The organism is Methylobacterium sp. J-048 (assembly GCF_022829515.1).
Lineage (GTDB): Bacteria > Pseudomonadota > Alphaproteobacteria > Rhizobiales > Beijerinckiaceae > Methylobacterium.
The window spans coordinates 24,844-45,389 of the sequence record NZ_JAKSYL010000157.1; the positions used below are offsets into that span (position 1 = coordinate 24,844).

The window sequence follows — 20,546 nt, forward strand, 5'->3', positions numbered from 1 at the left end:
GAAAGGGCTGACCGGAGGGTGGCGGATTCTCTTGAAGGCCCGGTTAAGTCGCCGGGCCTCAGCTCGCGACGCCGCCCCGGAACAGCCGGCCGCGCTCGGTCCAGAGCACCACCAGCAGCGCCAGACCCCCGAGGGTGGCGTAGCCGATCCCGACCGGCAGCACGGTCCCGTCGAAGGCCTGGCCGATCACGTAGCCGGAAAACGCCCCCAGGATCGTCGTGTAGAAGCCCACGAACGACGAGGCCGTGCCGGCGATCGCGCCGAGCGGCTCCAGCGCCAGCGCGCTGAAGTTCGGCAGCGCAAAGCTCATCAGGAACTGGTTCGCCGCCAGGATCGCCAGAAACGCCGCCAGGGGCGGGTGGCCGTGATAGGCGAGGCCCACGCCGACCTGGGCCAGGGCCACCAGCGTGAACGCGATGATGCCAGCGTGCGAGAGCGCTCGCATCCCGAGCCGCCGCACGATCCGGGCGTTGATCAGCGTCGCCGCCCCCATGGCACCGGCGACCAGCCCGAAGGCCAGGGGGAACAGGGGCCCGAGATGGTACAGCCCGGTGTCGAACACCTGCTGGGCCGAGCCGACATAGCCCATGATGCAGCCGGTGAGCAGGCCGAGCGCCGTGGCGTAGCCGATGGCAACCCGGGTGGTGACCGTGGTGCGCACCGCGTCCCAGGTCGCCCCGAGCGAGAGCGGGCGACGGTATTCCGGATGCAGGGTCTCCGGCATCCGGAGCGAGAACCAGGCGGTCAGCCAGAAGGCCAGCGCCAGCATCGAGACGAACACGTAGACCCAGGAGCCCAGGGCCAGCATCAGGCCGCCGATCGCCGGGGCGATCATCGGGACGATCAGGAAGACCATCATGGTCAGCGACATCACGCTCGCCATCTCGCGGCCGGCGAAGCGGTCGCGCACGATCGCCACCGAGAGCACGCGGCCTGCAGCCGCGCCGATGCCCTGGATGACCCGGGCCGCCAGCAGCCAGCCGAAGCTCGGCGCCACCATGGCCAGCCCGCAGCCGACCACGTAGATCGCCAGGCTCGCGAGCAGCACAGGCCGGCGCCCGAACGTATCCGAGATCGGCCCGTAGGCGAGCTGGGCCACGCCGAACCCGGCCATGAAGACGTAAACGAGGAGCTGCAGCCGGTTCGGATCGGGCACGGAGAACCGCGCCTCGATCGCCGGGAAGGCCGGCAGCAGGTTGTCGATGGAGATGGCGGTGACGGCCATCATCAGCGCGATGATGGCGACGAACTCGGTGAAGCCCGGCCCCGACCGCGTCTGCGGGGTGCGAATTTCCTGGACCGGCGGATTCGGCCGGATCGCGATTGTCACAATGCGCACTCGTGCTGCGAAAGGGTTGCCCGACGGAGGCGCCCCCTTCGCGGCACGCTTGTGACGGCTTCGGCCGCTCGGCGCAGCTCAGGCCGGCAGCGGGCGCAGGGCCGGCTCGCGGGGATTGCGCCCGACGAAGCCCGCCATCAGGGCGGCGACCAGGCACATCAGGCCGGCCGACACGAACGCGCCGAGATAGCTGCCGGTATCGGTCCGGACCATGCCGGCGAGCCACGCGGCCGAGGCGGCGCCGATCTGGTGGGCGGCGGCTATCCAGCCGAACATCAGCGCGGCGTTCTCCTCGCCGAAGGACTTTCCGGCGAGCTGCACGGTGGGCGGTACGGTGGCGATCCAGTCGAGCCCGTAGAACACCGCGAACAGGGACAGGCCGTAGAAGCTCAGGTCGAACGAGTAGGGCAGGAAGATCAGCGAGAGGCCACGCAGGCCGTAATACCAGGCCAGCAGCTTGCGCGAATCGAACCGGTCGGTGAGCCAGCCCGAGGCCGTGGTGCCGATCAGGTCGCAGATGCCCATCACGGCGAGCAGGCCCGCCGCCGTCACCTCGGCGATGCCGTGATCGATGCAGGCCGGGATCAGGTGGGTGCCGATCAGCCCGTTGGTCGAGGCGCCGCAGATGAAGAACGTGCCGGACAGCAGCCAGAAATCCTTTGATCGCAGGCCGATCCGCAGGCCGCGCAGGGCCCGCATCGCCGGGTTTTCGGTGAACACGGGCGTCGGCGTCACCGTGGTCTCGCCGTAGCGCGGCAGGCCGAGATCGGCCGGCCGGTCGCGCAGCAGCAGCGCCGCCAGCGGGATCAGCACCAGGGTCACCCCCGCGACCAGCAGCGAGACCGAGCGCCAGCCCGACCCGACCGCCAGGGAGGCCAGGATCGGCAGGAAGATCAGCTGTCCCGTGGCGCTGCTGGCGGTGAGCATGCCGATCACCAGGCCGCGGCGCTTGCCGAACCAGCGCCCGGCGACGGTGGCGCCGAGCACGTTGGCGACCATGCCGGACCCCGAGCCGACCACGATGCCCCAGAGCAGGACCATCTGCCACGGCGCCGTCATCAGGCTGGTGGCGGCCGTGCCGAGTGCCAGGACGAAGAGCGAGCCGCAGACCGAGCGTCGCAGGCCGAACCGCTCGATGATCGCCACCGCGAACGGCCCGATCATCCCGTACAGGAAAATGTTGAGGGCGATGCCGACGCTGATCGTGGCGGCGGTCCAGCCGAATTCCCGCTCCCACGGGACGATCAGCACGCTCGGCGTCGCGCGCACGCCCGCCCCGATCAGCAGCACCAGGAAGGTCACCGCGGCGACGACCCAGGCATAGTGCAGGCGCGGCGCGGGCGGCGCGGAGAGCGTCTCGACGGGGGCGGGCATGTTCGGGCTCCGGGGGTGAGACGGTCGGTCAGGTGGCGGCGATCAGGGCTTCCGCGAGGGCTGCGACGGCCACGGGGTCGACCTGAGCGTTGATTCGAGCTTGGGCCGCCTGCCAGTAGGGCGTAGCCGCCGCGATAGCCTCGCGACCGGCATCCGTCAGGGAGACGATCCGCTCGCGCGCATCCCGGCCTGCCTCGATCTTCACGAGGCCGCGCCGTTCCAGCGGGTCGAGGTTGCGGCCCATCGTGGTCCGCTCCAGGACGGCCTCCACGGCCAGCCGCGTCACCGGAATTGGCCCGAGCCGTTCCAGGCGGCGCAGGATCGAGAATTGCGTCACCCGCAATCCGGCTGGACGCAGGGCCGCGTCATAGGACGCGGTCAATGCGCGGGTGGCCTGGCGCAGGGCGACGCAGGTGCAGGATTCGGTCTGAGATTCAGTGCTCACAATGCGTGTATATGCACCTATTCCCCGTCGCACAAGCCGGGCCTGACGGTTCCTCCGGTTCGACATGCGGGAACCGGGATTTGCGGCCGGCTGTCATCGACACGGCGGATCACCCTGCTAACGCTGCGCAGGCAGGCTCCCGGTTCGTGAGAGGCACGATGACACTCGAAACCGCCACGGCGTTGTCATCCTCGGAACAGAAATCGGCCCGGACCGACCTCATCGAGGCGGCCGCCGAGATCGTCGCCCAGCAGGGCGGACCCGGCGGCTTCGTCCGCGACCTGTTCGGACGCGTGACCCCCGAGGACGTGGCACCCTACCCGGGCGATGCGCTGGCCGAGCTCGCGGTTCGCGCCCGCGCGTTCCTGTCCGAGCCGCGCAAGTCCGGCGAACCGGCCCGGCTGCGCTTGAGCGATACCGAACTCGTGCGGGACGGCCGGACGCGCGAGGTGACGATCGTCGAGGTCATCAACGACAACCGGCCGTTCCTGCTCGATTCGACCCTGGCCGAACTCACCGAACAGGGCCTGACGCCGGATCTCGTCGCGCACCCGATCCTCGGGGTCGAGCGCGATGCCTCGGGCGTGCTGGTACGCGTGGTCGGGGAGACCACCGCGGACGCCCATGGCAGCCTGGCGCGCGAGAGCTTCATCCATCTCCATCTCGGCCGCCTCGACGGAGAGGCCCGGGCGCGGCTGGAGGAGGCCCTCAGCCAGGTCTACCGGGATGTGGCCCTGGCAAGCGACGACCACGATGCCATGCTGGCCCGCATCTCCGCGCTGTCCGACAGCCTCGGTCGCGCCCCCTCCCCGCTGCCGGAGGCCGAGATCGCCGAGGCGCGCGCCTTCCTGGACTGGCTCACCGACGGGCAATTCCTGGTGCTGGGCATGCGCCAGCACGGCATCGAGGGCGACGGCCATCCCTTGATCGAGGGCTCGAGCCTCGGGGTTCTGCGCGACCCCGGCGCCACGCCCCTGCGCCGGGGCCGGACACCGGTGGATTACACGCCCGAGATCCTGGCCTTCCTGGAGGAGCCGCAGGCGCTGATCATCACCAAGGCGAGCGCGAAGTCCCGGGTCCACCGGGTCTCCTATCTCGACTATGTCGGCGTGAAGCTGTTTTCGGCCACCGGCAAGCTCTCGGGCGAGGTGCGGATCGTCGGCCTGTTCACCGCCGCGGCCTATACCAGCCCGGCGCGCGAGGTGCCGGTGCTGCGCCGCAAGGTCGAGGCGGTGGCCGAACGGGCCGGCCTCGACCCGACCAGCCATGCCGGCCGCAGCCTGCTGGCGGTGCTGGAGACCTACCCGCGGGACGAGCTGTTCCAGATCGACATCGACCGGCTGTACCGGTTCACCCTGGCGATCGCGAACCTCGCCGACCGGCCGCGGATCCGCGTGCTGTCGCGTCCGGACCGGTTCGGCCGGTTCGTCTCGCTGCTGGTCTACGTGCCCAAGGACCGGTTCGATTCAACCGTGAGCGCCCGCATCGCCGCCTATCTGGCCGAGGCCTATGGCGGCCGGCCGAGCGCGGCCTACTCGGAGCTGCCCGAAGGCCCGCTGGCCCGGACCCACTACATCATCGGCCTGCCCGACGAGGGCACACCGGAGCAGGACCCCGCCGCCCTGGAGGCCGGCATCGCGGCTCTGGTTCGCACTTGGGGTGACGCCTTGAGCGCGGCGTTGGCGGAAGCCCATGACGGCGGCCGGGCCCGTCTTCTGGCCGCCCGCTACGCGGACGCGTTCTCGGCGGCCTATCGCGACAATTTCCAGGCGGACGTGGCGGTCGCCGACATCGCCATCCTTGAGGCGCTGAGCGACGCGCAGCCGCGCGCTGTGCATCTCGGGCGCCGGGCCGGCGATTCCGATGCGCAGGTCCGGCTGAAGGTCTTTTCCCGCGGCACCGCGATCGCCCTGTCCGACCGGGTGCCGGTGCTGGAAAATATGGGCTTTCGCGTCATCGATGAGCGGACCTATCGGGTCCGGCCGACCGGCTCGGACGAATCGGCCCGGATCTGGCTGCACGACATGCGGATCGAGCGCGCGAGCGGCGCGGCGATCGACCTGGCCCTGCTGGAGCAGCCCCTCGAAGAGGCGATGCTGGCGCTGGCCGACGGGGCGGCGGAATCGGACGGCTACAACCGGCTCGTGCTGGAAGCCGCCCTCCCCTGGCGGGAGGCGGCGCTGCTCCGGGCGCTCGGCCGCTACCTGCGCCAGCTCCGGATTCGCTATGGCCAGGATTACATGGCCGGCACGCTGAGCCGCCATCCCGGGATCGCCCGGGCGATCGTCAGCCTGTTCCGGACCCGCTTCGACCCGCAGGCCGAGGGCGACCGGGCCGCCCAGGAGGCCGAGACCCGCGCCCTGATCGAGGAGGCGCTCGGCGACGTCACCAGCCTGGACGATGACCGGATTCTGCGCCGGTTCGTCAACCTGGTCGAGGCGGCAGTGCGGACCAACTTCTTCCAGACCGTCGAAGGCGGTGGCCCTCGGGAGACGATCAGCTTCAAGTTCGCTTGCGCCAAGGTCACGGCGATGCCGCTGCCGCGGCCGTTCTTCGAGATCTTCGTCTATTCGCCACGAGTCGAGGGCGTGCATCTGCGCTTCGGCTACGTCGCCCGCGGCGGCCTGCGCTGGTCCGACCGGCCAGAGGATTTCCGCACCGAGATCCTGGGCCTGGTGAAGGCCCAGCAGGTGAAGAACGCCGTTATCGTGCCGGTGGGCGCCAAGGGGGGCTTCTTCCCCAAGCGCCTGCCGCCGGCCGCCGACCGGGCCGCCTGGATGCAGGAAGGCACCGAGAGCTACCGGCTCTTCATCCGCACGCTCCTGGAACTCACCGACAACATCGTCGACCAGGCGATCGTGCCGCCGCCCGACACGGTGCGGCACGACACGGACGACGCCTATCTCGTCGTGGCGGCCGACAAGGGCACCGCCACCTTCTCGGACATTGCCAACGCCCTCTCGCTGGAGAAGGGCCACTGGCTCGGGGACGCCTTCGCGTCCGGCGGCAGCCAGGGCTACGACCACAAGGGCATGGGCATCACCGCCCGCGGTGCCTGGGAGGCGGTGCGCCGCCACTTCCGCGAGATCGACGTCGACGTCCAGACCGACCCGATCACCGTGGTCGGCGTCGGCGACATGTCGGGCGACGTGTTCGGCAACGGCATGCTGCTGTCGGAGAGCCTCCGGCTGGTCGCGGCCTTCGACCATCGCGACATCTTCCTCGACCCGAAACCCGATGCGGCGAAGAGCTTTGCCGAGCGCAAGCGCCTGTTCGACCTCGGCCGCTCCTCCTGGGCGGATTACGACCGCGCGCTGATCTCCGAGGGCGGCGGGGTGTTCTCGCGCAGCCTCAAGACCATTCCGCTGTCGCAAGCCGTCCGGGCCGCCCTCGGCTTCGACCGGGACGAGGCGACGCCGACCGAGCTGATGCAGGCGATCCTGAAGGCCCCGGCCGACCTGCTGTGGTTCGGCGGCATCGGCACCTATATCCGCGCCACCACCGAGACCGACGAGGATGCGGGTGACCGGGCCAACGATGCGGTGCGCATCACCGGGCCGGAATTGCGGGTGAAGGCCGTCGGCGAGGGCGCCAATCTCGGCCTGACCCAGCGCGGCCGCATCGAGGCGGCTCGGGCCGGCATCCGGCTCAACACCGACGCGATCGACAATTCCGCCGGCGTGAACACCTCCGACGTCGAGGTGAACATCAAGATCGCGCTGATGACGCCAGAGCGCGACGGGCGGCTCGACTACGATGCGCGCAACCGGCTGCTCGCCACCATGACCGACGAGGTCGGGCGGCTGGTCCTGCGCAACAACGAGTTGCAGACGCTCGCCCTGTCCCTCGCCCAGCGCGGCGGCCTGGGCGAGACCGGCTTCGCCATGCGCACGATGCAGGCGCTGGAGGCCGAGGGGCGCCTCGACCGGGCGGTGGAATACCTGCCGGATGATGCGGCGATCACCGAGCGGACGCGCCGCGGCGAGGGCCTGACCCGGCCGGAATACGCGGTGCTGCTCGCCTACGCGAAGCTGTCGCTCTACGACGCGATCCTGGCGAGCGCAGTGCCGAACGATCCGTATTTCGATCGCGAATTGCAGCGCTACTTCCCCAAAGCCCTGCGCGAGCAGTTCCCGGACGCCGTGAAAGGCCACCGGCTGCGCCGGGAGATCATCTCCACGGCGCTGGCCAACATCATCGTCAACCGCGGCGGTCCGTCCCTGGTCACGCGCCTGATCGACGGGACCGGGGCGGATGCCGCGACCATCGCCAAGGCCTACGCGATCACCCGGGACGCGTTCGGGCTGATGGAGCTGAACCTCGCCATCGACGGCTTGGGCGGCGGCCTCTCCGGTCAGGACCAGCTCGGCCTCTACGCCGAGGTGCAGGGCCTGCTCGCCAACCGGATCGTCTGGTTCATCCGCAACCTCGACCTGACCGGCGGCCTCGCCCCGCTGGTGGCACGCTACCGCGACGGCGTCGCGGCCGTGGAGGCCGCGCTGCCGAAGGTGCTCGAGGCCGAGGCGCTTACCGCCATCGCCGACCGGGCGGCGGAGCTCGAAGGCCACGGCATGGGCCACGAACAGGCACGGCGGCTCGCCTCCCTGAACGCCCTGATCTCTGCGCCCGACATCGTGCGGGTGGCCGAAGCCAGCGGCCGACCGGTGGAGGAGGTGGCGGCGACCCATTTCGCCCTGGAACACGCCTTCCGCCTGGACGAGCTCGCCGCCGCGGCCCGGACCGTGCCGGTGGCCGACACGTTCGACCGGGTCGCCCTGGAGCGGGCGGTCGCCGGCATCGCCGCCGCCCACCGCAAGCTCACCGCCGAGGTGGTGGCCGATCTCGGCGCCGGGCCCGAGGCCGTTGCGGCCTGGGCCAAGGCACGGGGTGCGCCGCTGATCCGCATCCGCGATGCGGTGGACGCGATCAGTGCCTCAGGCCTGACGGTGTCCAAGGCAACGGTGGCGGCCAGCTTGCTTGGCGATCTGGTCCGGGCCGACTGACGTTGCGCCCGGCCGTCAGGCGCCGGGTGCGGAGGCGGAAAAGATCCGGCTGCCGCTGCGGCTGACGGCCGTGACCGTCAGGCCGAGGCCCAGGATCGAGACGGCGGCGGCGATCAGCGGCAGCTGGCCGTAGCCGGCTCCCAGCGTGAGGGCCGTGCCGCCGATCCAGGCGCCGGTGGCGTTGCCGAGGTTGAACGCGCCCTGGTTCAGCGTCGAGGCGAGGTTCGGGGCGTCGCTCGCGGCCTCGACCACCCAGATCTGCAGCGGCGAGACCAGCGCGAAGGCAAGGCCCGACCACAGGACCAGCACGGCGACGGTCGGGATCGCGTGATGGGCGACCGCGGCCAGCATCAGCAGCACCGCGACGATGCCGATGAACCCGCCGATGATCGTCGCCATCAGGCCCCGGTCGGCGAAGTGGCCGCCCGCGAGGTTGCCCACCGTCAGGCCGATTCCCGCGGCGAAAAGCACACCGGTCACGCCCTGCGGCGAGAACCCGGTGACGCCGGTGAGGAACGGCGTGATGTAGGTGAACACCGTGAAGAAGCTGACCGACGACAGGGTCGAGATCAGCATCGGCCGCAGCACCGGCCAGCGGCCGAGCGCCCGGAATTCTTTCACCAAGCCGCCGCGCGTGCCCGGTAGGCCGGCGGGCACGAACAGCTGGATCGCGAGACCGGCCAGGAGCCCGATCACGACCACCGCCCAGAAGGTCGAACGCCACCCGGCCACTTGGCCCAGGGCGGTGCCGAGGGGAACGCCGAGCACGTTGGCGAGCGTCAGGCCGGCGAACATCAGCGAGACCGCCTGGGTCCGCTTCTCGCGCGGCACCAGATCGCGCGCCACCACGGCGCCGATGCCGAAGAACGCCCCGTGCGCGAAGGCGGTGACGATCCGGGCCGCCATCAGCAGGCCGTAGCTCGGCGCGAGGGCGCAGCCGACATTGCCGATGAGGAACACAGCCATCAGGGCGAGCAACGCGGTCTTGCGGGGAAGCCCGGCGGTGGCGATCGCCACGATCGGCGCGCCCACGACCACGCCCATGGCGTAGCCGGAAACCAGATAGCCGGCCTGCGGAATGGTGACGCCGAAGCCCTGCGCCACCTCCGGCAGCAAGCCCATGATGACGAATTCGGTGGTGCCGATTCCGAACGAGGCGACGGCAAGGGCGAGGATCGGCAGGGGCGGCACGGCGGCCTCCTTCGAGCGGATAACGGGCGCCGCTTTGTGCGACGCAGCATGGCGCAAGGATGGGGCACATTCGGTTTTTGCATAGCGATGCAAACGCGATGCACCATTGCGCCGTATGCAAACAGCCGAATTGCGGAAGGAATAGTTTGGGTCAGAACCGCGTGCTGCCGCGCTCGGTCAGGCGCGGCGGGATCAGCATCCGCTCGCCGATGCCGACATCCTCGGCGGACATACGGGCGATCATCGCCAGAGCTGCCTCGACCAGCGCCGGAACATCCTGATCGAAACTGGTCAGGTCGTAGCCGCCCCAGGACGCGGCGGGGGTATCGTCGTAACCGATCACCCGAACGTCTTCGGGAATGCGCCGTCCCGCGCGCCGCAGGGCGTCGATCGTGCCCAGCGCGCAGAGATCGTTGGCGCAGAAGATCCCATCGACCGGCCCCGCGGCGCAGAGCTGCGTCGTCGCCTCGGCCCCGCCATCATAGGTGTAGGCGCATCCGGCGACGCGCGGCTCCGGCAGTCCCGATGCATGCAGGCCATCGCGAAAGCCGGTCAGGCGCTCGGCGCTGGCCGGGCTGTCGGCGGGCCCGGACACGAAGGCGGGATGGCGCACGCCGCATGCGTGCAGAAGGGCGGCGGCCTGCCGGCCCCCGAGCGCGTTGTCGGAGCCGACCGAACCGACCCGCGCGGCCGTCACCGGCGTGTTGAACGAGACCACCGGGATCCGGGAGGCCGAGAGCGTCTCCGCGGCGTCCCGCGAGAGCACGGCCAGGGCGCTGACGATCGCGTCGACCCGGTACTGCGCGAGCCGCGCCGCGACGGCGTCGAGGGTGTAGTCGCTGTCGACCGGGACCAAGAGGATCTGGTTGCCGGCCTCCCGCAGGCGGGCCGCAAGGGTCTGGACGACGCGCGCGTAGAACGCGTTTTCCAGGCCGCCGACCACCAGGGCCACGAGTCCGGACCGGTCGGTCAGCATGATCTTGGGGATCAGGCTCGGGCGGAAGCCGAGGGTTTCCGCCGCCGCCAAGACCTTGTCGCGCGTGCGCGCCGAGACGCTGGCGCCCGGTGTGAAGGTCCGGGACACCGCCGATTGCGAGACTCCGGCGAGGCGGGCGACCTCGATCGATGTCGGATAGCGCTTCGAGACCATGTTCGGCATGTATTGCGGCGGCGTCCGCTCGTCGGTTGAGCCATCCCGCCGCCGTGTCACGCTCGCGACTGGTCTCTGTCAAACGGGCCCAGTAAATTCGGCGCGCCGCTCTACTCGACCGGCGCCTTCTTGCGACCTCGCGTCTTCGGCGCAGATGCTGCCGGTGCCTCCTCCTCCACGGCTGGCGTCGCCGCACCGCGAGACTTGCGGCGCTGCTGGCCGAGGCCGAGGGCACGGGCCAACTCCGACCGCTGGGCCGAATAGCTTGCCGCCGTCATCGGATAGTCCCGCGGCAGGCCCCATTTCTCGCGGTAGGCCTCCGGGCTGAGCCCGCGCAGGGTCAGGTGCCGGCGCAAGGTCTTGTACGGCTTACCGTCTTCAAAACTCATAAGATGATCGTGCGTAATCGATTTCCGGATCTGGGCCGGGCTCATCTTCTCAACCGCGGTCGTCGATGACGCCCCCGAAGCCGAAAGGCTGTTCAGGGCCGCATGAATGCCGCCGATCAGACCCGGAAGTTCCGAGGGCGGTACCGAATTGTTGGACACATAGGCCGCGATGATATCGACCGCCAGCTCAATGTGTTCGGCCTGCTCAGCTTCAGCGCTATCGCTCACGTTGAACCTCTGTCGTTGCAACTATCCAGATCGGTCAATCCCGTAAGGACCGCATCGAATTCTGCTGGACGCTACCGGATCTGCGAGAAAAGCTCAATCGCTACTTTTACGCGACACCGAAATTTAAGAGCGACTGCGCCTCGCCTGGAAGAGCCGCGCAGATTCGGCGTTGACGGCGCATTAACCATGTCGGCGCTAGCTTGCATTAACCATACCGACGACCTCGGAGGCGGCGGCGTGATCTGTAGATCCCGGCTCTTGGGGCGCGGGGCGTAGGTGGAGGCCAAGATCAGGTGCGGATGTCGGGCGCTGATCGGCGGGGACGGCAGGAGATCAGGCTCGCCCTCGCGATCCTGACGCTCGTGCTCGCCGCATCGCCGTCCGAAGCGCAGCGCTTCGATGCGATCAGCCCGGTCACCGGCCAGCCCGACAATCCCGGTATCGGTCAGGATACGGCGCCGAACGGTCTCCCGGCGCTGCGGCGGCGCATCCCGGACGGGCTGTCGCGCGAGGACGGCCGTACCTCGTCGGGCGGCAATTCAACCGGCGGCGAGCAGACCGGGGGTGACAGCCTCCGGTCGCCGCTTTCGCCGCCGATCCCGACGCAGAGCCAGACGGGCCTCTCCCAGCTCGGCACCCGCATCACCGGCAGCGGCCAACGTACCGGCGGTTCGACCACGGCACCGAACAACCGGACGCCGTCGGACCTGCTGCGCTCCCGCTCCGCGCCGCCCCGGCGCATCGGCTCCGCGACCCGCAGAGTCACCCAGGAGGTGACGCAGGTGCCGGCGCCGGCTTTGCGGCTGACGCCAGTGGTCCAGCAGGCCGTGGTCGGTGTGCCCGTGCAGCCGGTTCTGGCATCACGCCCTGTCCTGCCGCTCTTCGTGATCTCCCCCGCGCTCGGCCTGCTCACGCCGGGATTCATCCTCGGCCTCGACCTTGCGCGCCCGATCCCGACCGATCCGGCCTACGCGCCGATCGGCTACCGGATCGGCACCTTCACGGTTCTGCCGAGCTTCGCGCAGAGCGTCGGCTACGATTCGAACCCCGACCAGACCAGCCGCCAGCTCGCCAAGGGGTCGGTGGCCCTGCGCACCGAAGCCGCCGTCGACTTCCGCAGCGACTGGTCCTCCAGCTCGTTCCAGGGCTCGCTGCGCGGCTCCTACCTGGAGACCCCGCAGAACGAGGCCGCCAGCCGGCCGGCCGCGGACGGCACAGTCCGCCTGCGCATCGACGCCGACCGCGACCTGCACATCGACGCCGAGGGCCGCTTCCTGGTCGACACGCAGCGCACGTCCAGCCCGAACCTGCAGGCCGCCACGGCGACGAGCCGGCCGCTGCTCGCCGTCTACGGTGCCTCGCTCGGCGCCACGGAGACGTTCAATCGGCTGTCCGTGACCCTGCGCGGCTCGGTCGACCGCTCGGAATTCGACAACGCTCAGCTCTCGGACGGCACGATCATCAACCAGTCCGACCGCAACCTGAACCAGTACAGCCTGCAGCTGCGCACGGCCTACGAGGTCAGCCCGGATCTAAGCCCGTTCGTGGACCTGCTGGGCGATACCCGCGTCTACGACCTGCGCCGGGACACCAACGGCATCCGCCGCGATTCCGACGGCATCGCCCTGATGGTGGGGGCGAGCTTCGGGCTCGCGCGCTCGGTCACCGGCGAGATCTCGGCCGGCATCCAGCACCGGACCTATGTCGACCCGTCGTTGCGGTCGATCGATGCCCCGCTGGTCAACGCCGCCCTGGTCTGGTCCCTGAGCCCGCTCACGACGGTCCGGCTCACCGCGGCGACGGGGGTGACCGAGACCACGGTCCTCGGATCCAGCGGCATCTTCACCGAGGTCGCCACCCTGGAAGTCCAGCACGACCTGCTGCGCAACCTGTCGATCGTGCTCGGCGGCTCGTTCCTGAAGAACGACTACCAGGGCAGCACCATCCGGGAGACCGGCTTCTCCGCGACCGCGCGGCTCGATTACCGCTTCACCCGGTGGCTGACCCTGCGCGGCACCTACATCTACCAGCAGATCGACAGCACGGTGGCCGGATCCAGCTTCCGGGACAACACCTTCCTGCTCGGCCTGCGGGTCAATCCCTAGAGCACGCTTCAGAAGCGTTCGACCCAGGGCCGCAGCTCCAGTTCCGACGTCCAGGCGCTGCGATCCTGCCGCAGCAGGTCGCGATAGGCGCGGGCGATGGCGTCCGGGTCGAGGTGGCTGTCCGGGGCGTCCGGCGGCTCGCCGCCTCGGGCCAGATTCCGGATGGCGCCGTCGATCACCACGTGGGCGACGTGGATGCCCTGCGGCTGCAATTCGCGGGCGAGGCTCTGGCCGAGACCCCGCAGGGCGAACTTCCCCATGGCGAAGGGCGCCGAGCCGGCGAATCCCTTCACGCTCGCCGAGGCGCCGGTGAGCAGGATCGCGCCGTGCCGGTGCGGCAGCATCCGGCGCGCCGCCGCCTGTGCCACCAGGAAGCCGCCATAGGCGGACACCATCAGGCTCTGCGCGACCGCCTGCGGATCGAGATCGACCACAGGCCCGCGCAGCCGGCCGCTGGCGTTGTAGATCACCACGTCTGGCGAGCCGCCGAGCGCCGGCTCCAGGCGGGCGAACAGGGCCTCGACCTCATTCGGGTCGCTCGCGTCGCAGGCATGGACGGCGGCCCCGGTCTCGGCCGCGAGAGCGGAGAGCTTCTCGACGTTGCGGGCGGCCAGCCCGACCTTCAGGCCGTCCGCCGCCAGGAGCCGGGCGAGCGAGGCACTCAGGCCGGAGCCTGCGCCGACGATCAACGCGCGCGAATAGGTCGGTGTCATGGGCGGACGCTCCGTTCGATCCTGCGAGGATGCCCCGAAGCCGCGCGGGTTCAAGCCCTCAATCGCGCCGTTCTGCGAAGAATGCGCGAAGCAGTTCGGCCGCCTCGGTCTCGCGGAAGCCGCCATAGACCTCCGGCGCATGGTGGCAGGTCGGCTGGTTGAACACCCGCGGGCCATGCTCGACGCCGCCGCCCTTGGGATCGGGGGCGCCGAAATAGAGTCGCCGGATCCGGGCGAACGCGATCGCGCCGGCGCACATCGGGCAGGGTTCGAGGGTGACGTAGAGATCGCAACCGGTCAGCCGCTCGTCGCCGATGGCGGCGCAGGCGGCGCGGATCGCCAGGATCTCGGCATGGGCGGTCGGGTCGTGCAGCGCCCGCGGCCGGTTGTGGGCCACTGCCAGAACCGCGCCGTTCCGGACCACGATCGCGCCGACCGGCACCTCGCCGGCTCGGGCCGCTGCCCGCGCGGCCGCGAAGGCGTGGTCGAACGGCCCGGAGGCGCTCGCGGTTTCTTGCTCCGCGTCTGGGATCGGATCGACCGCCACGGTGTTTATCACCCCATCGCCGGGACAGGCACCGACCGGCGCCGGAACCCGATCCAGGTCAATGTTAATGCCTGGAACATTCCTCTCATCGTCACCGTTGCCATAACGATTGCGGCGCCGCCGCGAGAGATTGGACGGAAGGAAACGCCATGAGCAGCACCACCGACAAGATCAAGGGCGCCGCCAACGAGGCCCTCGGCAAGGCCAAGCAGGGCATCGGCGACGTGACCAACAATGACAAGCTCAAGGCCGACGGCGCGGCGCAGGAGCTCAAGGGCAAGGCCCAGGGCACCGTGGGCGACGCGAAGAGCGCCGTGAAGTCGGCCACCGACAAGCTCTGAGATACCGGATGTGACCGGATCGGGATCCGCCTCCGGCGGGTTCCGGTCCTGAACCGACTGAACGTCGCGAGGTTGTCATGATCGGTTGGGCTATCACGTTTCTCGTCGTCGCCCTCGTGGCGGCGCTCCTGGGCTTCGGCGGCATCGCCGGCACGGCCGTCGAGGCGGCCAAGATCATCTTCTTCGTGGCGATCGCCCTGTTCCTGGTCTCCGCCGTGTTCGGCGTGATGCGCGGGCGATCCCCAAGACTCTGAGCACCTGCAAAACGGCGGGTGATCCGGGGCGGTCCAGCGGGGCCGCCCCGTTTTGTTTGGCCGGCATCGATTCCTTTGCCACGGCGAGACCTCGGAGGCTCAACCCGTCTCGCCTGTCCGGGCCGGCTCTGATAAGGCCGGCGCATGAGCGACTTGCCGAAAGACGATGTCCCGGGGGCTCCTGCCCAGCCGGACACAGAGACCACGCGTACCGAGCGTTGGAAGCCCACGACGGATGCGGGCAGCGAATCCGAGACGAAGCCTGACGGGCCGTCCTCGACGTCCGAGCCGAACCCGCATGAAAATACCGCGGCTTCGGAGCCCGCCGCCGAGGTGGCCGCCGACGCGCCGACCCCGCCGGGCGAGCGCATCGCCAAAGCGATGGCCCGGGCCGGCATCGCCTCGCGCCGTGACGCCGAGGCGATGATCCTGGCCGGGCGCGTGAGCGTCAACGGCGAGACGCTGACCTCGCCGGCGCGCAACGTCACGGACGACGACACGATCGTGATCGATGGCGAGCGCATGCCGGCCCGTGAGCGCAGCCGGCTGTGGATCTTCCACAAGCCGCGCGGCCTCGTCACCACGGCGCGCGACCCCGAAGGCCGCCAGACGGTGTTCGAGGTCCTGCCCGAGGACCTGCCCCGGGTGGTGGCGGTCGGCCGGCTCGACATCAACACCGAAGGTCTGCTGCTGCTCACCAACGATGGCGGCCTCGCCAAGGTGATCGCGCATCCCGATACCGGCTGGCTGCGCCGCTACCGCGTCCGCGCCCATGGCGACACCGATCAGGCCCAGCTCGACACGCTGGCCAAGGGCGTGACCATCGACGGGATGGAATACGGCCCGGTCGAGGCGACCCTGGACCGGGTCCAGGGCGACAATCTCTGGCTGACGCTGGGGCTGCGCGAGGGCAAGAACCGCGAGGTCAAGCGCATCCTCGAGCATCTCGGCCTGTCGGTGAACCGGCTGATCCGGCTGTCCTTCGGTCCGTTCCAGCTCGGCGATCTCGAGGTCGGCCTGGTCGAGGAGGTGCGCATGCGCGTCCTCAAGGACCAGCTCGGCAAGGCCCTGGCCGAGCAGGCCGGGGTCGATTTCGAGAGCCCGGTGCGCGAGCCGATCGGCGCCTTCGGCAGCCCCAAAAAGGCCGAGAAACATGTCGAGCGGGCGCCGTCCGCCGGCCGCAACGCCGCGCGGCCCGCGCCGGCACCCCGTGTCTCCACCGGCGGGGCCGGGTCCGGCCCGCGCAAGTCGGCCTGGCGGGCCGACGAGGACTCCGGCAAGCCGCGGGCCGCTCGCGTCCCGCGCCGGGGTACCGATCCGCGGGCCTCGCAGGCGGCCGCGGCCGAGCGCGGCCATGAGCGGGTCGGGTCGTTCCAGAAAGGCGATCGCCGGGTCGTGGTCGAGCGCCTGTCCGCGAGCCCGGTCGAGCCGGTCCAGGAGGAGAAGCCGCGGCGTCGCTACGCCGATCGCGGCGCGCCCGAGGGCGGGCAGCGCTCTGCGCCGGGTCGTCCGGATCGCGCCGGCTGGGACAGCCGCGGACCGGCGCCGCGGGGCGACAGGGGCCAGGGCGACCGTCCCGGGTACGGGGATCGCTCGGGACCGCGCGATTCGGCCCGGGGCGCACCCGGTCAGCGGGACGAGGCCCGACGGGACGACCGCCGTGACGGCCGGCCGGCCGGACGCAGCGATCGGCCGTACGGGGGCGGGTCGGCCGAGGGCGCCCCGCGCGGTGGCGGCGGCTTCCGGAGTGAGCGATCCGGGCCCGGCGGCAAGCCGGCCTTCGGCGGCCCCAAGCCCGGGGGCGGCGGGCGCCCCGGCGGCAAGCCGGGTGGCTTTGCCGGCAAGAGTTCCGGCGGCTTCGGTGGCAAGGCCCCCGGCGGCTATGCCGGCAAGGGTCCGGGCGCCAAGCCCGGTGGGCGTCCGGGCGGCTTCAAGGGGGGCGGCAAGCCCGGCGGCGGCGCAAGACCCGGTGGCGGCGGTGGCGGGCGTCCGCCGCGCGGAGGCCGATGAGAATCGTCGGCGGTGCGTGGCGCGGCCGCAAGCTGGCGACGCCGCGCACCGACGCGATCCGACCGACCTCGGACAGGCTTCGCGAATCCCTGTTCAACGTGCTGACGCATGCCTACGACGAAGCCGTCGTCGGCACGCGGGTGCTCGACCTGTTCGCCGGCACCGGTGCGCTGGGTTTCGAGGCGCTGTCGCGTGGCGCGGCCTACGCCCTCCTGGTCGACGAGGGCGCCGAGGCCCGTGCGGTGATTCGGTCGAACATCGAGGCCTTCGGCGCCGAGGGCGTGACCCGGCTGTTCCGGCGTGACGCGACCCGGCTCGGGCCGGCCGGCACCACGGCCCCGTTCTCGCTGGTCTTCTGCGATCCGCCGTACCATCGCGGACTGGCGCCCCAGGCGCTCGCGAGCGCGGCCGGCGGGGCGTGGCTCACCCCCGGGGCCCTGGTCGTCGTCGAAGAAGCCGAGGACGTGCAGCTCGCATGGCCCGAGGGCTTCACCGCGCTGGAGCGCCGTGTCTACGGCGACACCGCCGTGGCCGTGGCACGCTTCGCCGCCTGACCGCACCTCACGGGCCAGTGCCCGACCCGAGCTCCGGCCCGAAATGGATCGCCAGCCAGATCGTCGGCGAATCGGTCTCCTCGACGCGGTGCCGGCGATGGGGCTCGATCAGGACGGTATCGCCCGCCGAGAGCCTGCGCGGTTCCGCCTCGTCGGCGAAACGCAGTGCGGCGGATCCCGTCAGCACCGCCACCCATTCGGCATGGGGCTGGTCGTCATAGAAGCCCGGCGGGCTCGCCTGACCGGTCGAGACGATGCGCTCGACTCGTAAACCGGGCGCCGAAAGCAGGACCGTGACGACCTCTTCGCGCGCGTCAAGGGCAAGATCCGCGAAGAGGTTGGAGACGTGTAAGGCGGTCATCCCCGTCTCCCGAATCAGGATCACGAAGGGACGTGCGCCGCATAGCGCGGCCGGTCAACCGCCACGACCGTTGGCTGCTTCAGGCCGACGGCGCGGCGCCGTTGGTCGCAGTAGCCCGCTGCAGAACGCTATCCGCAGACACGCTCGCGTTGCCGATCCGGGCGGCGGATTTCACCAGCGCGATGACATCCCGGCGCATCTGGTCGTCGGCGATATGATTGTAGGCGCGCAGGAGTTCCACGGCCCCGGCCACCCGGAGCAGCGCCGGGCCGTTCTCGGTCGCGGCTTCCGGCTCGGGCTCGAAGAAGCTCGACACCGGCACGCCGAGGCGCTCGGCAATCGCCTGGAGGCGCCCGGCCCCGACGCGGTTCTTGCCGGTCTCGTACTTCTGAACCTGCTGGAAGCTGACGCCCAGCGCGCTTGCCAGCGCGGACTGGCTCAGCCCGTTCGCCGCTCGCAGGAAGGCGATGCGGCTGCCGACCCCGTGATCGATGGCCGTGGTCTGCTTCGGCTTGGGGGTCGGGTTGGACATGATCGTGGGTCCGAGCTTCGTTTAGGTTGCGGCGGGCGTGGTCGTGCGGACCCTGGCCGCAGCTCACAACCAACAGGTGCAACATCACGCGGCCAAGGTCCAGACGTGACGCATGTTAGTGCCACAGTGCAGCCGAGTGTGCAACGAATGGTCACGCTTGCAGGATCATGCAGCACGAGCATAGCCGCCTCGGTTTCGCAGTTACGCCGAGGCGATCGACACAGAGAATCACGACCGATCAATTCTACGGATACCGGCTACGCAGACCGGGACTTTCCGGCAATGATCGCGCGCGCGGGATTGCCTATGGCCCAAGTGATTTGGTAATTTTTAAACTGATCGGCAGCGAAGAGCCCAAGGTTCGGTCGGCGCAGGGTCTTGCCGGTCAAGCCGCCGGGCCGAGCCAGTCCGTGACGATGCGAAGTTGAGTCTCGTCCAGCAGAGCCGGCGCGTGACCGCAATCCGGGATCTCGACCCGCTCGACGGGCGGGCCGCGGCGGGTCATCTCATCCGCCGTCGAAGCGAGAAGCAATTCCGAGTTCTGGCCGCGCAGCAGCAGGACCGGACAGGTAATCGCGTCCCATTCACGCCACATGCTGACGCTGTAGACCCGGCCGGGCCGGAACGCGTCGCCGATGGCCGGGTCGTGGTGGGGGCGCCAGCCGCCGTGGGGCTCGGGAAAGAAACTGTGTTTGGCGATGTGGCGCCACTGCTCGTCCGTCAGCGGTCCGAAGGCCGCCAGGACGGTCCGCAGGCGTGATTCGCCCGAGGCCAGGTTGTGGTGGAGCCGTGGCGCATCGCGCAGCCGCGTCCCGATATGGCGGATCGGCGCCCAGGGCAGGAACGGCCCGACATCGTTGATGACCATGCGGCGGATCGGCGTGTTGTCCGAGGCCGCCAGCACCATGCCGGTGAGTCCGCCGAGCGACGTGCCGACCCAGTCGATCTTACCCTTGACCCGCAGGTGCCCGATCAGCGCCGCCATGTCGGCGGCGTATTGAGGCAGGGCGTAGAATTCCGGATCCTTCAACCACCCGCTCAAGCCCCGCCCGGGCAGGTCCGGGCACACGACCCGGTAGCCCATCTTGGCCAGCTTGTAGCCCAGCGGATCGAAATCGCGACCCTGCCGGCTCAGGCCGTGGACGCACACGACCACGTGCGGGCTGTCCGGCTCGCCCCATTCGACATAGGCGATGCGGTGGAAATCGTGCGGCGCGTAGGCCGCGAAATGTCCGGTCCGAAATGGCACGTCGGCGCGGCTGAGATCGTCCAGGCGCGGCATCGTCTCGGATGCCGCGACCGGCTCGGCGGTGAGCGCGGTCACGGCGTCTCCGTACGGGCGGCAGCTTCGCGGGCGAGGCGGCTGGTGGTCTGGTGGAGATCGACCATCTGATCGGTGAGGCGGCGCGACTGCTCCTGCATGAACGTGACGTGCAAAGCCGCCACTTCGCGGGCGTCCGCGGCCTTGGCGAGGCGCTCGGCGAAGTCCAGCGAGGCGCGGACGTTGGTATCCGACGCGACCAGCATGCGGTGGCCGATCTCCCGCATCGCCGCCAGGGTGTGTCCGGCATTGTCCTCGAACGCGTTGTAGAGCCGCGCGCCGGCAGCCTCCCATTGCTCGCGCGTCTTGCGCGCGCCCGCGACGTTGCTGTCCGAAAGCTGGTGTGCCGTCTCGCGACTCGATCCCATCACCGAGCGCCAGCCCTCGAAGCTCTGCGCCATCGAGGTCTCGAAGGCGTTGAGCGCCATCTCGCCGGCTTCGGCGAAATGCTCGTAGGCCTCCCGGACCCGCGCCAGGCTGCCCTCGGCAATGTCGCGCCCGGCCTGGGGTGGGACCGTCGGCAGGTTGTCGTTCTTCACAAGCCTCTCCCGCGTGACGCCCGTCCTAGACGCCTCAATGGACCGCACGACCGGCATCCGCCAGGGCGGGACCGTCGTCAACCACCCCGGCGTGACAGACCATTTGATCGCTCCATCAGGCTTCCGTGCGCTCGGAGCAGTGTGATGACC

18 protein-coding genes are annotated in these 20,546 nt (G+C 70.2%); 6 read left to right on the forward strand and 12 right to left on the reverse strand.

The features are described 5' to 3' along the window. Positions 1–58 precede the first annotated feature (58 nt). From MKL09_RS15660 to MKL09_RS15670, 3 genes are all read right to left on the reverse strand, one after another. Positions 59–1,330, reverse strand: coding sequence for a multidrug effflux MFS transporter (locus tag MKL09_RS15660; RefSeq protein ID WP_244021522.1), 1,272 nt, complete (start codon positions 1,328–1,330; stop codon positions 59–61). Between the two features lie 87 nt (positions 1,331–1,417). Next, entirely contained in the window at positions 1,418–2,713 is a 1,296-nt protein-coding gene (locus MKL09_RS15665; protein WP_244021524.1) for an MFS transporter, read from the reverse strand. Between the two features lie 28 nt (positions 2,714–2,741). Beyond that, positions 2,742–3,158, reverse strand: a complete 417-nt coding sequence (locus tag MKL09_RS15670; protein ID WP_244021534.1) for a MarR family winged helix-turn-helix transcriptional regulator — start codon at positions 3,156–3,158, stop codon at positions 2,742–2,744. Positions 3,159–3,316: 158 nt separating this feature from the next. On the opposite strand from MKL09_RS15670, the gene MKL09_RS15675 reads away from it, so the two are divergent. Beyond that, the gene (locus MKL09_RS15675; protein WP_244021536.1) at positions 3,317–8,161 is read left to right on the forward strand and encodes an NAD-glutamate dehydrogenase; all 4,845 of its coding nucleotides are present in this window, start codon (positions 3,317–3,319) and stop codon (positions 8,159–8,161) included. A gap of 15 nt (positions 8,162–8,176) precedes the next feature. On the opposite strand, the gene MKL09_RS15680 is transcribed toward MKL09_RS15675, so the two are convergent. From MKL09_RS15680 to MKL09_RS15690, 3 genes are all read right to left on the reverse strand, one after another. Then, positions 8,177–9,352, reverse strand: a complete 1,176-nt coding sequence (locus tag MKL09_RS15680) for an MFS transporter (RefSeq protein ID WP_244021537.1) — start codon at positions 9,350–9,352, stop codon at positions 8,177–8,179. Between the two features lie 151 nt (positions 9,353–9,503). Next, on the reverse strand, positions 9,504–10,511 hold the full coding sequence (locus tag MKL09_RS15685; protein ID WP_244021539.1) for a LacI family DNA-binding transcriptional regulator: 1,008 nt from the start codon (positions 10,509–10,511) through the stop codon (positions 9,504–9,506). A gap of 101 nt (positions 10,512–10,612) precedes the next feature. Further along, positions 10,613–11,119 carry a MucR family transcriptional regulator gene (locus MKL09_RS15690; protein WP_244021540.1) on the reverse strand — a complete coding sequence of 169 codons (507 nt, stop codon included), beginning with the start codon at positions 11,117–11,119 and terminating at the stop codon, positions 10,613–10,615. A 299-nt stretch (positions 11,120–11,418) separates the two neighbouring features. On the opposite strand from MKL09_RS15690, the gene MKL09_RS15695 reads away from it, so the two are divergent. After that, complete coding sequence (locus MKL09_RS15695; RefSeq protein WP_244021541.1) at positions 11,419–13,224, forward strand: outer membrane beta-barrel protein; 1,806 nt, start codon at positions 11,419–11,421, stop codon at positions 13,222–13,224. A gap of 8 nt (positions 13,225–13,232) precedes the next feature. On the opposite strand, the gene MKL09_RS15700 is transcribed toward MKL09_RS15695, so the two are convergent. Further along, positions 13,233–13,937, reverse strand: a complete 705-nt coding sequence (locus MKL09_RS15700; protein WP_244021542.1) for an SDR family NAD(P)-dependent oxidoreductase — start codon at positions 13,935–13,937, stop codon at positions 13,233–13,235. 58 nt (positions 13,938–13,995) lie between these two features. Next, a complete protein-coding gene (locus MKL09_RS15705) occupies positions 13,996–14,484 on the reverse strand; it encodes a nucleoside deaminase (protein ID WP_409566935.1) in 489 nt (162 codons plus the stop codon). 149 nt (positions 14,485–14,633) lie between these two features. On the opposite strand from MKL09_RS15705, the gene MKL09_RS15710 reads away from it, so the two are divergent. The 4 genes from MKL09_RS15710 to rsmD all read left to right on the forward strand — a co-directional run bounded on the left by MKL09_RS15710 (position 14,634) and on the right by rsmD (position 17,643). Continuing rightward, on the forward strand, positions 14,634–14,825 hold the full coding sequence (locus MKL09_RS15710) for a CsbD family protein (RefSeq protein ID WP_244021543.1): 192 nt from the start codon (positions 14,634–14,636) through the stop codon (positions 14,823–14,825). Between the two features lie 77 nt (positions 14,826–14,902). Next, complete coding sequence (locus MKL09_RS15715) at positions 14,903–15,079, forward strand: DUF1328 domain-containing protein (protein WP_244021544.1); 177 nt, start codon at positions 14,903–14,905, stop codon at positions 15,077–15,079. Between the two features lie 144 nt (positions 15,080–15,223). Next, complete coding sequence (locus MKL09_RS15720; protein WP_244021545.1) at positions 15,224–17,089, forward strand: pseudouridine synthase; 1,866 nt, start codon at positions 15,224–15,226, stop codon at positions 17,087–17,089. Continuing rightward, positions 17,086–17,643 (forward strand): 16S rRNA (guanine(966)-N(2))-methyltransferase RsmD, encoded by a 558-nt coding sequence (gene rsmD / locus MKL09_RS15725; protein WP_244021546.1) that lies wholly within the window; start codon positions 17,086–17,088, stop codon positions 17,641–17,643. The genes MKL09_RS15720 and rsmD overlap by 4 nt, the downstream gene beginning before the upstream one ends. Positions 17,644–17,650: 7 nt before the next feature. Here the strand turns inward: rsmD and MKL09_RS15730 are convergent, their stop codons facing one another. The 4 genes from MKL09_RS15730 to MKL09_RS15745 all read right to left on the reverse strand — a co-directional run bounded on the left by MKL09_RS15730 (position 17,651) and on the right by MKL09_RS15745 (position 20,396). Then, the gene (locus MKL09_RS15730) at positions 17,651–18,004 is read right to left on the reverse strand and encodes a cupin domain-containing protein (RefSeq protein ID WP_244021723.1); all 354 of its coding nucleotides are present in this window, start codon (positions 18,002–18,004) and stop codon (positions 17,651–17,653) included. A gap of 79 nt (positions 18,005–18,083) precedes the next feature. After that, entirely contained in the window at positions 18,084–18,536 is a 453-nt protein-coding gene (locus MKL09_RS15735) for a helix-turn-helix domain-containing protein (protein ID WP_244021548.1), read from the reverse strand. Between the two features lie 385 nt (positions 18,537–18,921). After that, complete coding sequence (locus tag MKL09_RS15740) at positions 18,922–19,860, reverse strand: alpha/beta fold hydrolase (RefSeq protein WP_244021550.1); 939 nt, start codon at positions 19,858–19,860, stop codon at positions 18,922–18,924. Then, positions 19,857–20,396 (reverse strand): phasin family protein, encoded by a 540-nt coding sequence (locus tag MKL09_RS15745; RefSeq protein WP_244021552.1) that lies wholly within the window; start codon positions 20,394–20,396, stop codon positions 19,857–19,859. Before MKL09_RS15745 ends, MKL09_RS15740 begins: the two co-directional genes overlap by 4 nt. Positions 20,397–20,546: the final 150 nt, after the last annotated feature.

Bases quoted from the DNA above. Each gene is read 5' to 3' on its own strand.
- MKL09_RS15735 (WP_244021548.1), bottom strand. From the start codon at position 18,536: ATGTCCAACCCGACCCCCAAGCCGAAGCAGACCACGGCCATCGATCAC.
- MKL09_RS15675 (WP_244021536.1), top strand. From the start codon at position 3,317: ATGACACTCGAAACCGCCACGGCGTTGTCATCCTCGGAACAGAAATCG.
- rsmD (WP_244021546.1), top strand. From the start codon at position 17,086: ATGAGAATCGTCGGCGGTGCGTGGCGCGGCCGCAAGCTGGCGACGCCG.
- MKL09_RS15710 (WP_244021543.1), top strand. From the start codon at position 14,634: ATGAGCAGCACCACCGACAAGATCAAGGGCGCCGCCAACGAGGCCCTC.
- MKL09_RS15730 (WP_244021723.1), bottom strand. From the start codon at position 18,004: ATGACCGCCTTACACGTCTCCAACCTCTTCGCGGATCTTGCCCTTGAC.
- MKL09_RS15720 (WP_244021545.1), top strand. From the start codon at position 15,224: ATGAGCGACTTGCCGAAAGACGATGTCCCGGGGGCTCCTGCCCAGCCG.
- MKL09_RS15665 (WP_244021524.1), bottom strand. From the start codon at position 2,713: ATGCCCGCCCCCGTCGAGACGCTCTCCGCGCCGCCCGCGCCGCGCCTG.
- MKL09_RS15715 (WP_244021544.1), top strand. From the start codon at position 14,903: ATGATCGGTTGGGCTATCACGTTTCTCGTCGTCGCCCTCGTGGCGGCG.
- MKL09_RS15695 (WP_244021541.1), top strand. From the start codon at position 11,419: ATGTCGGGCGCTGATCGGCGGGGACGGCAGGAGATCAGGCTCGCCCTC.
- MKL09_RS15700 (WP_244021542.1), bottom strand. From the start codon at position 13,937: ATGACACCGACCTATTCGCGCGCGTTGATCGTCGGCGCAGGCTCCGGC.
- MKL09_RS15685 (WP_244021539.1), bottom strand. From the start codon at position 10,511: ATGCCGAACATGGTCTCGAAGCGCTATCCGACATCGATCGAGGTCGCC.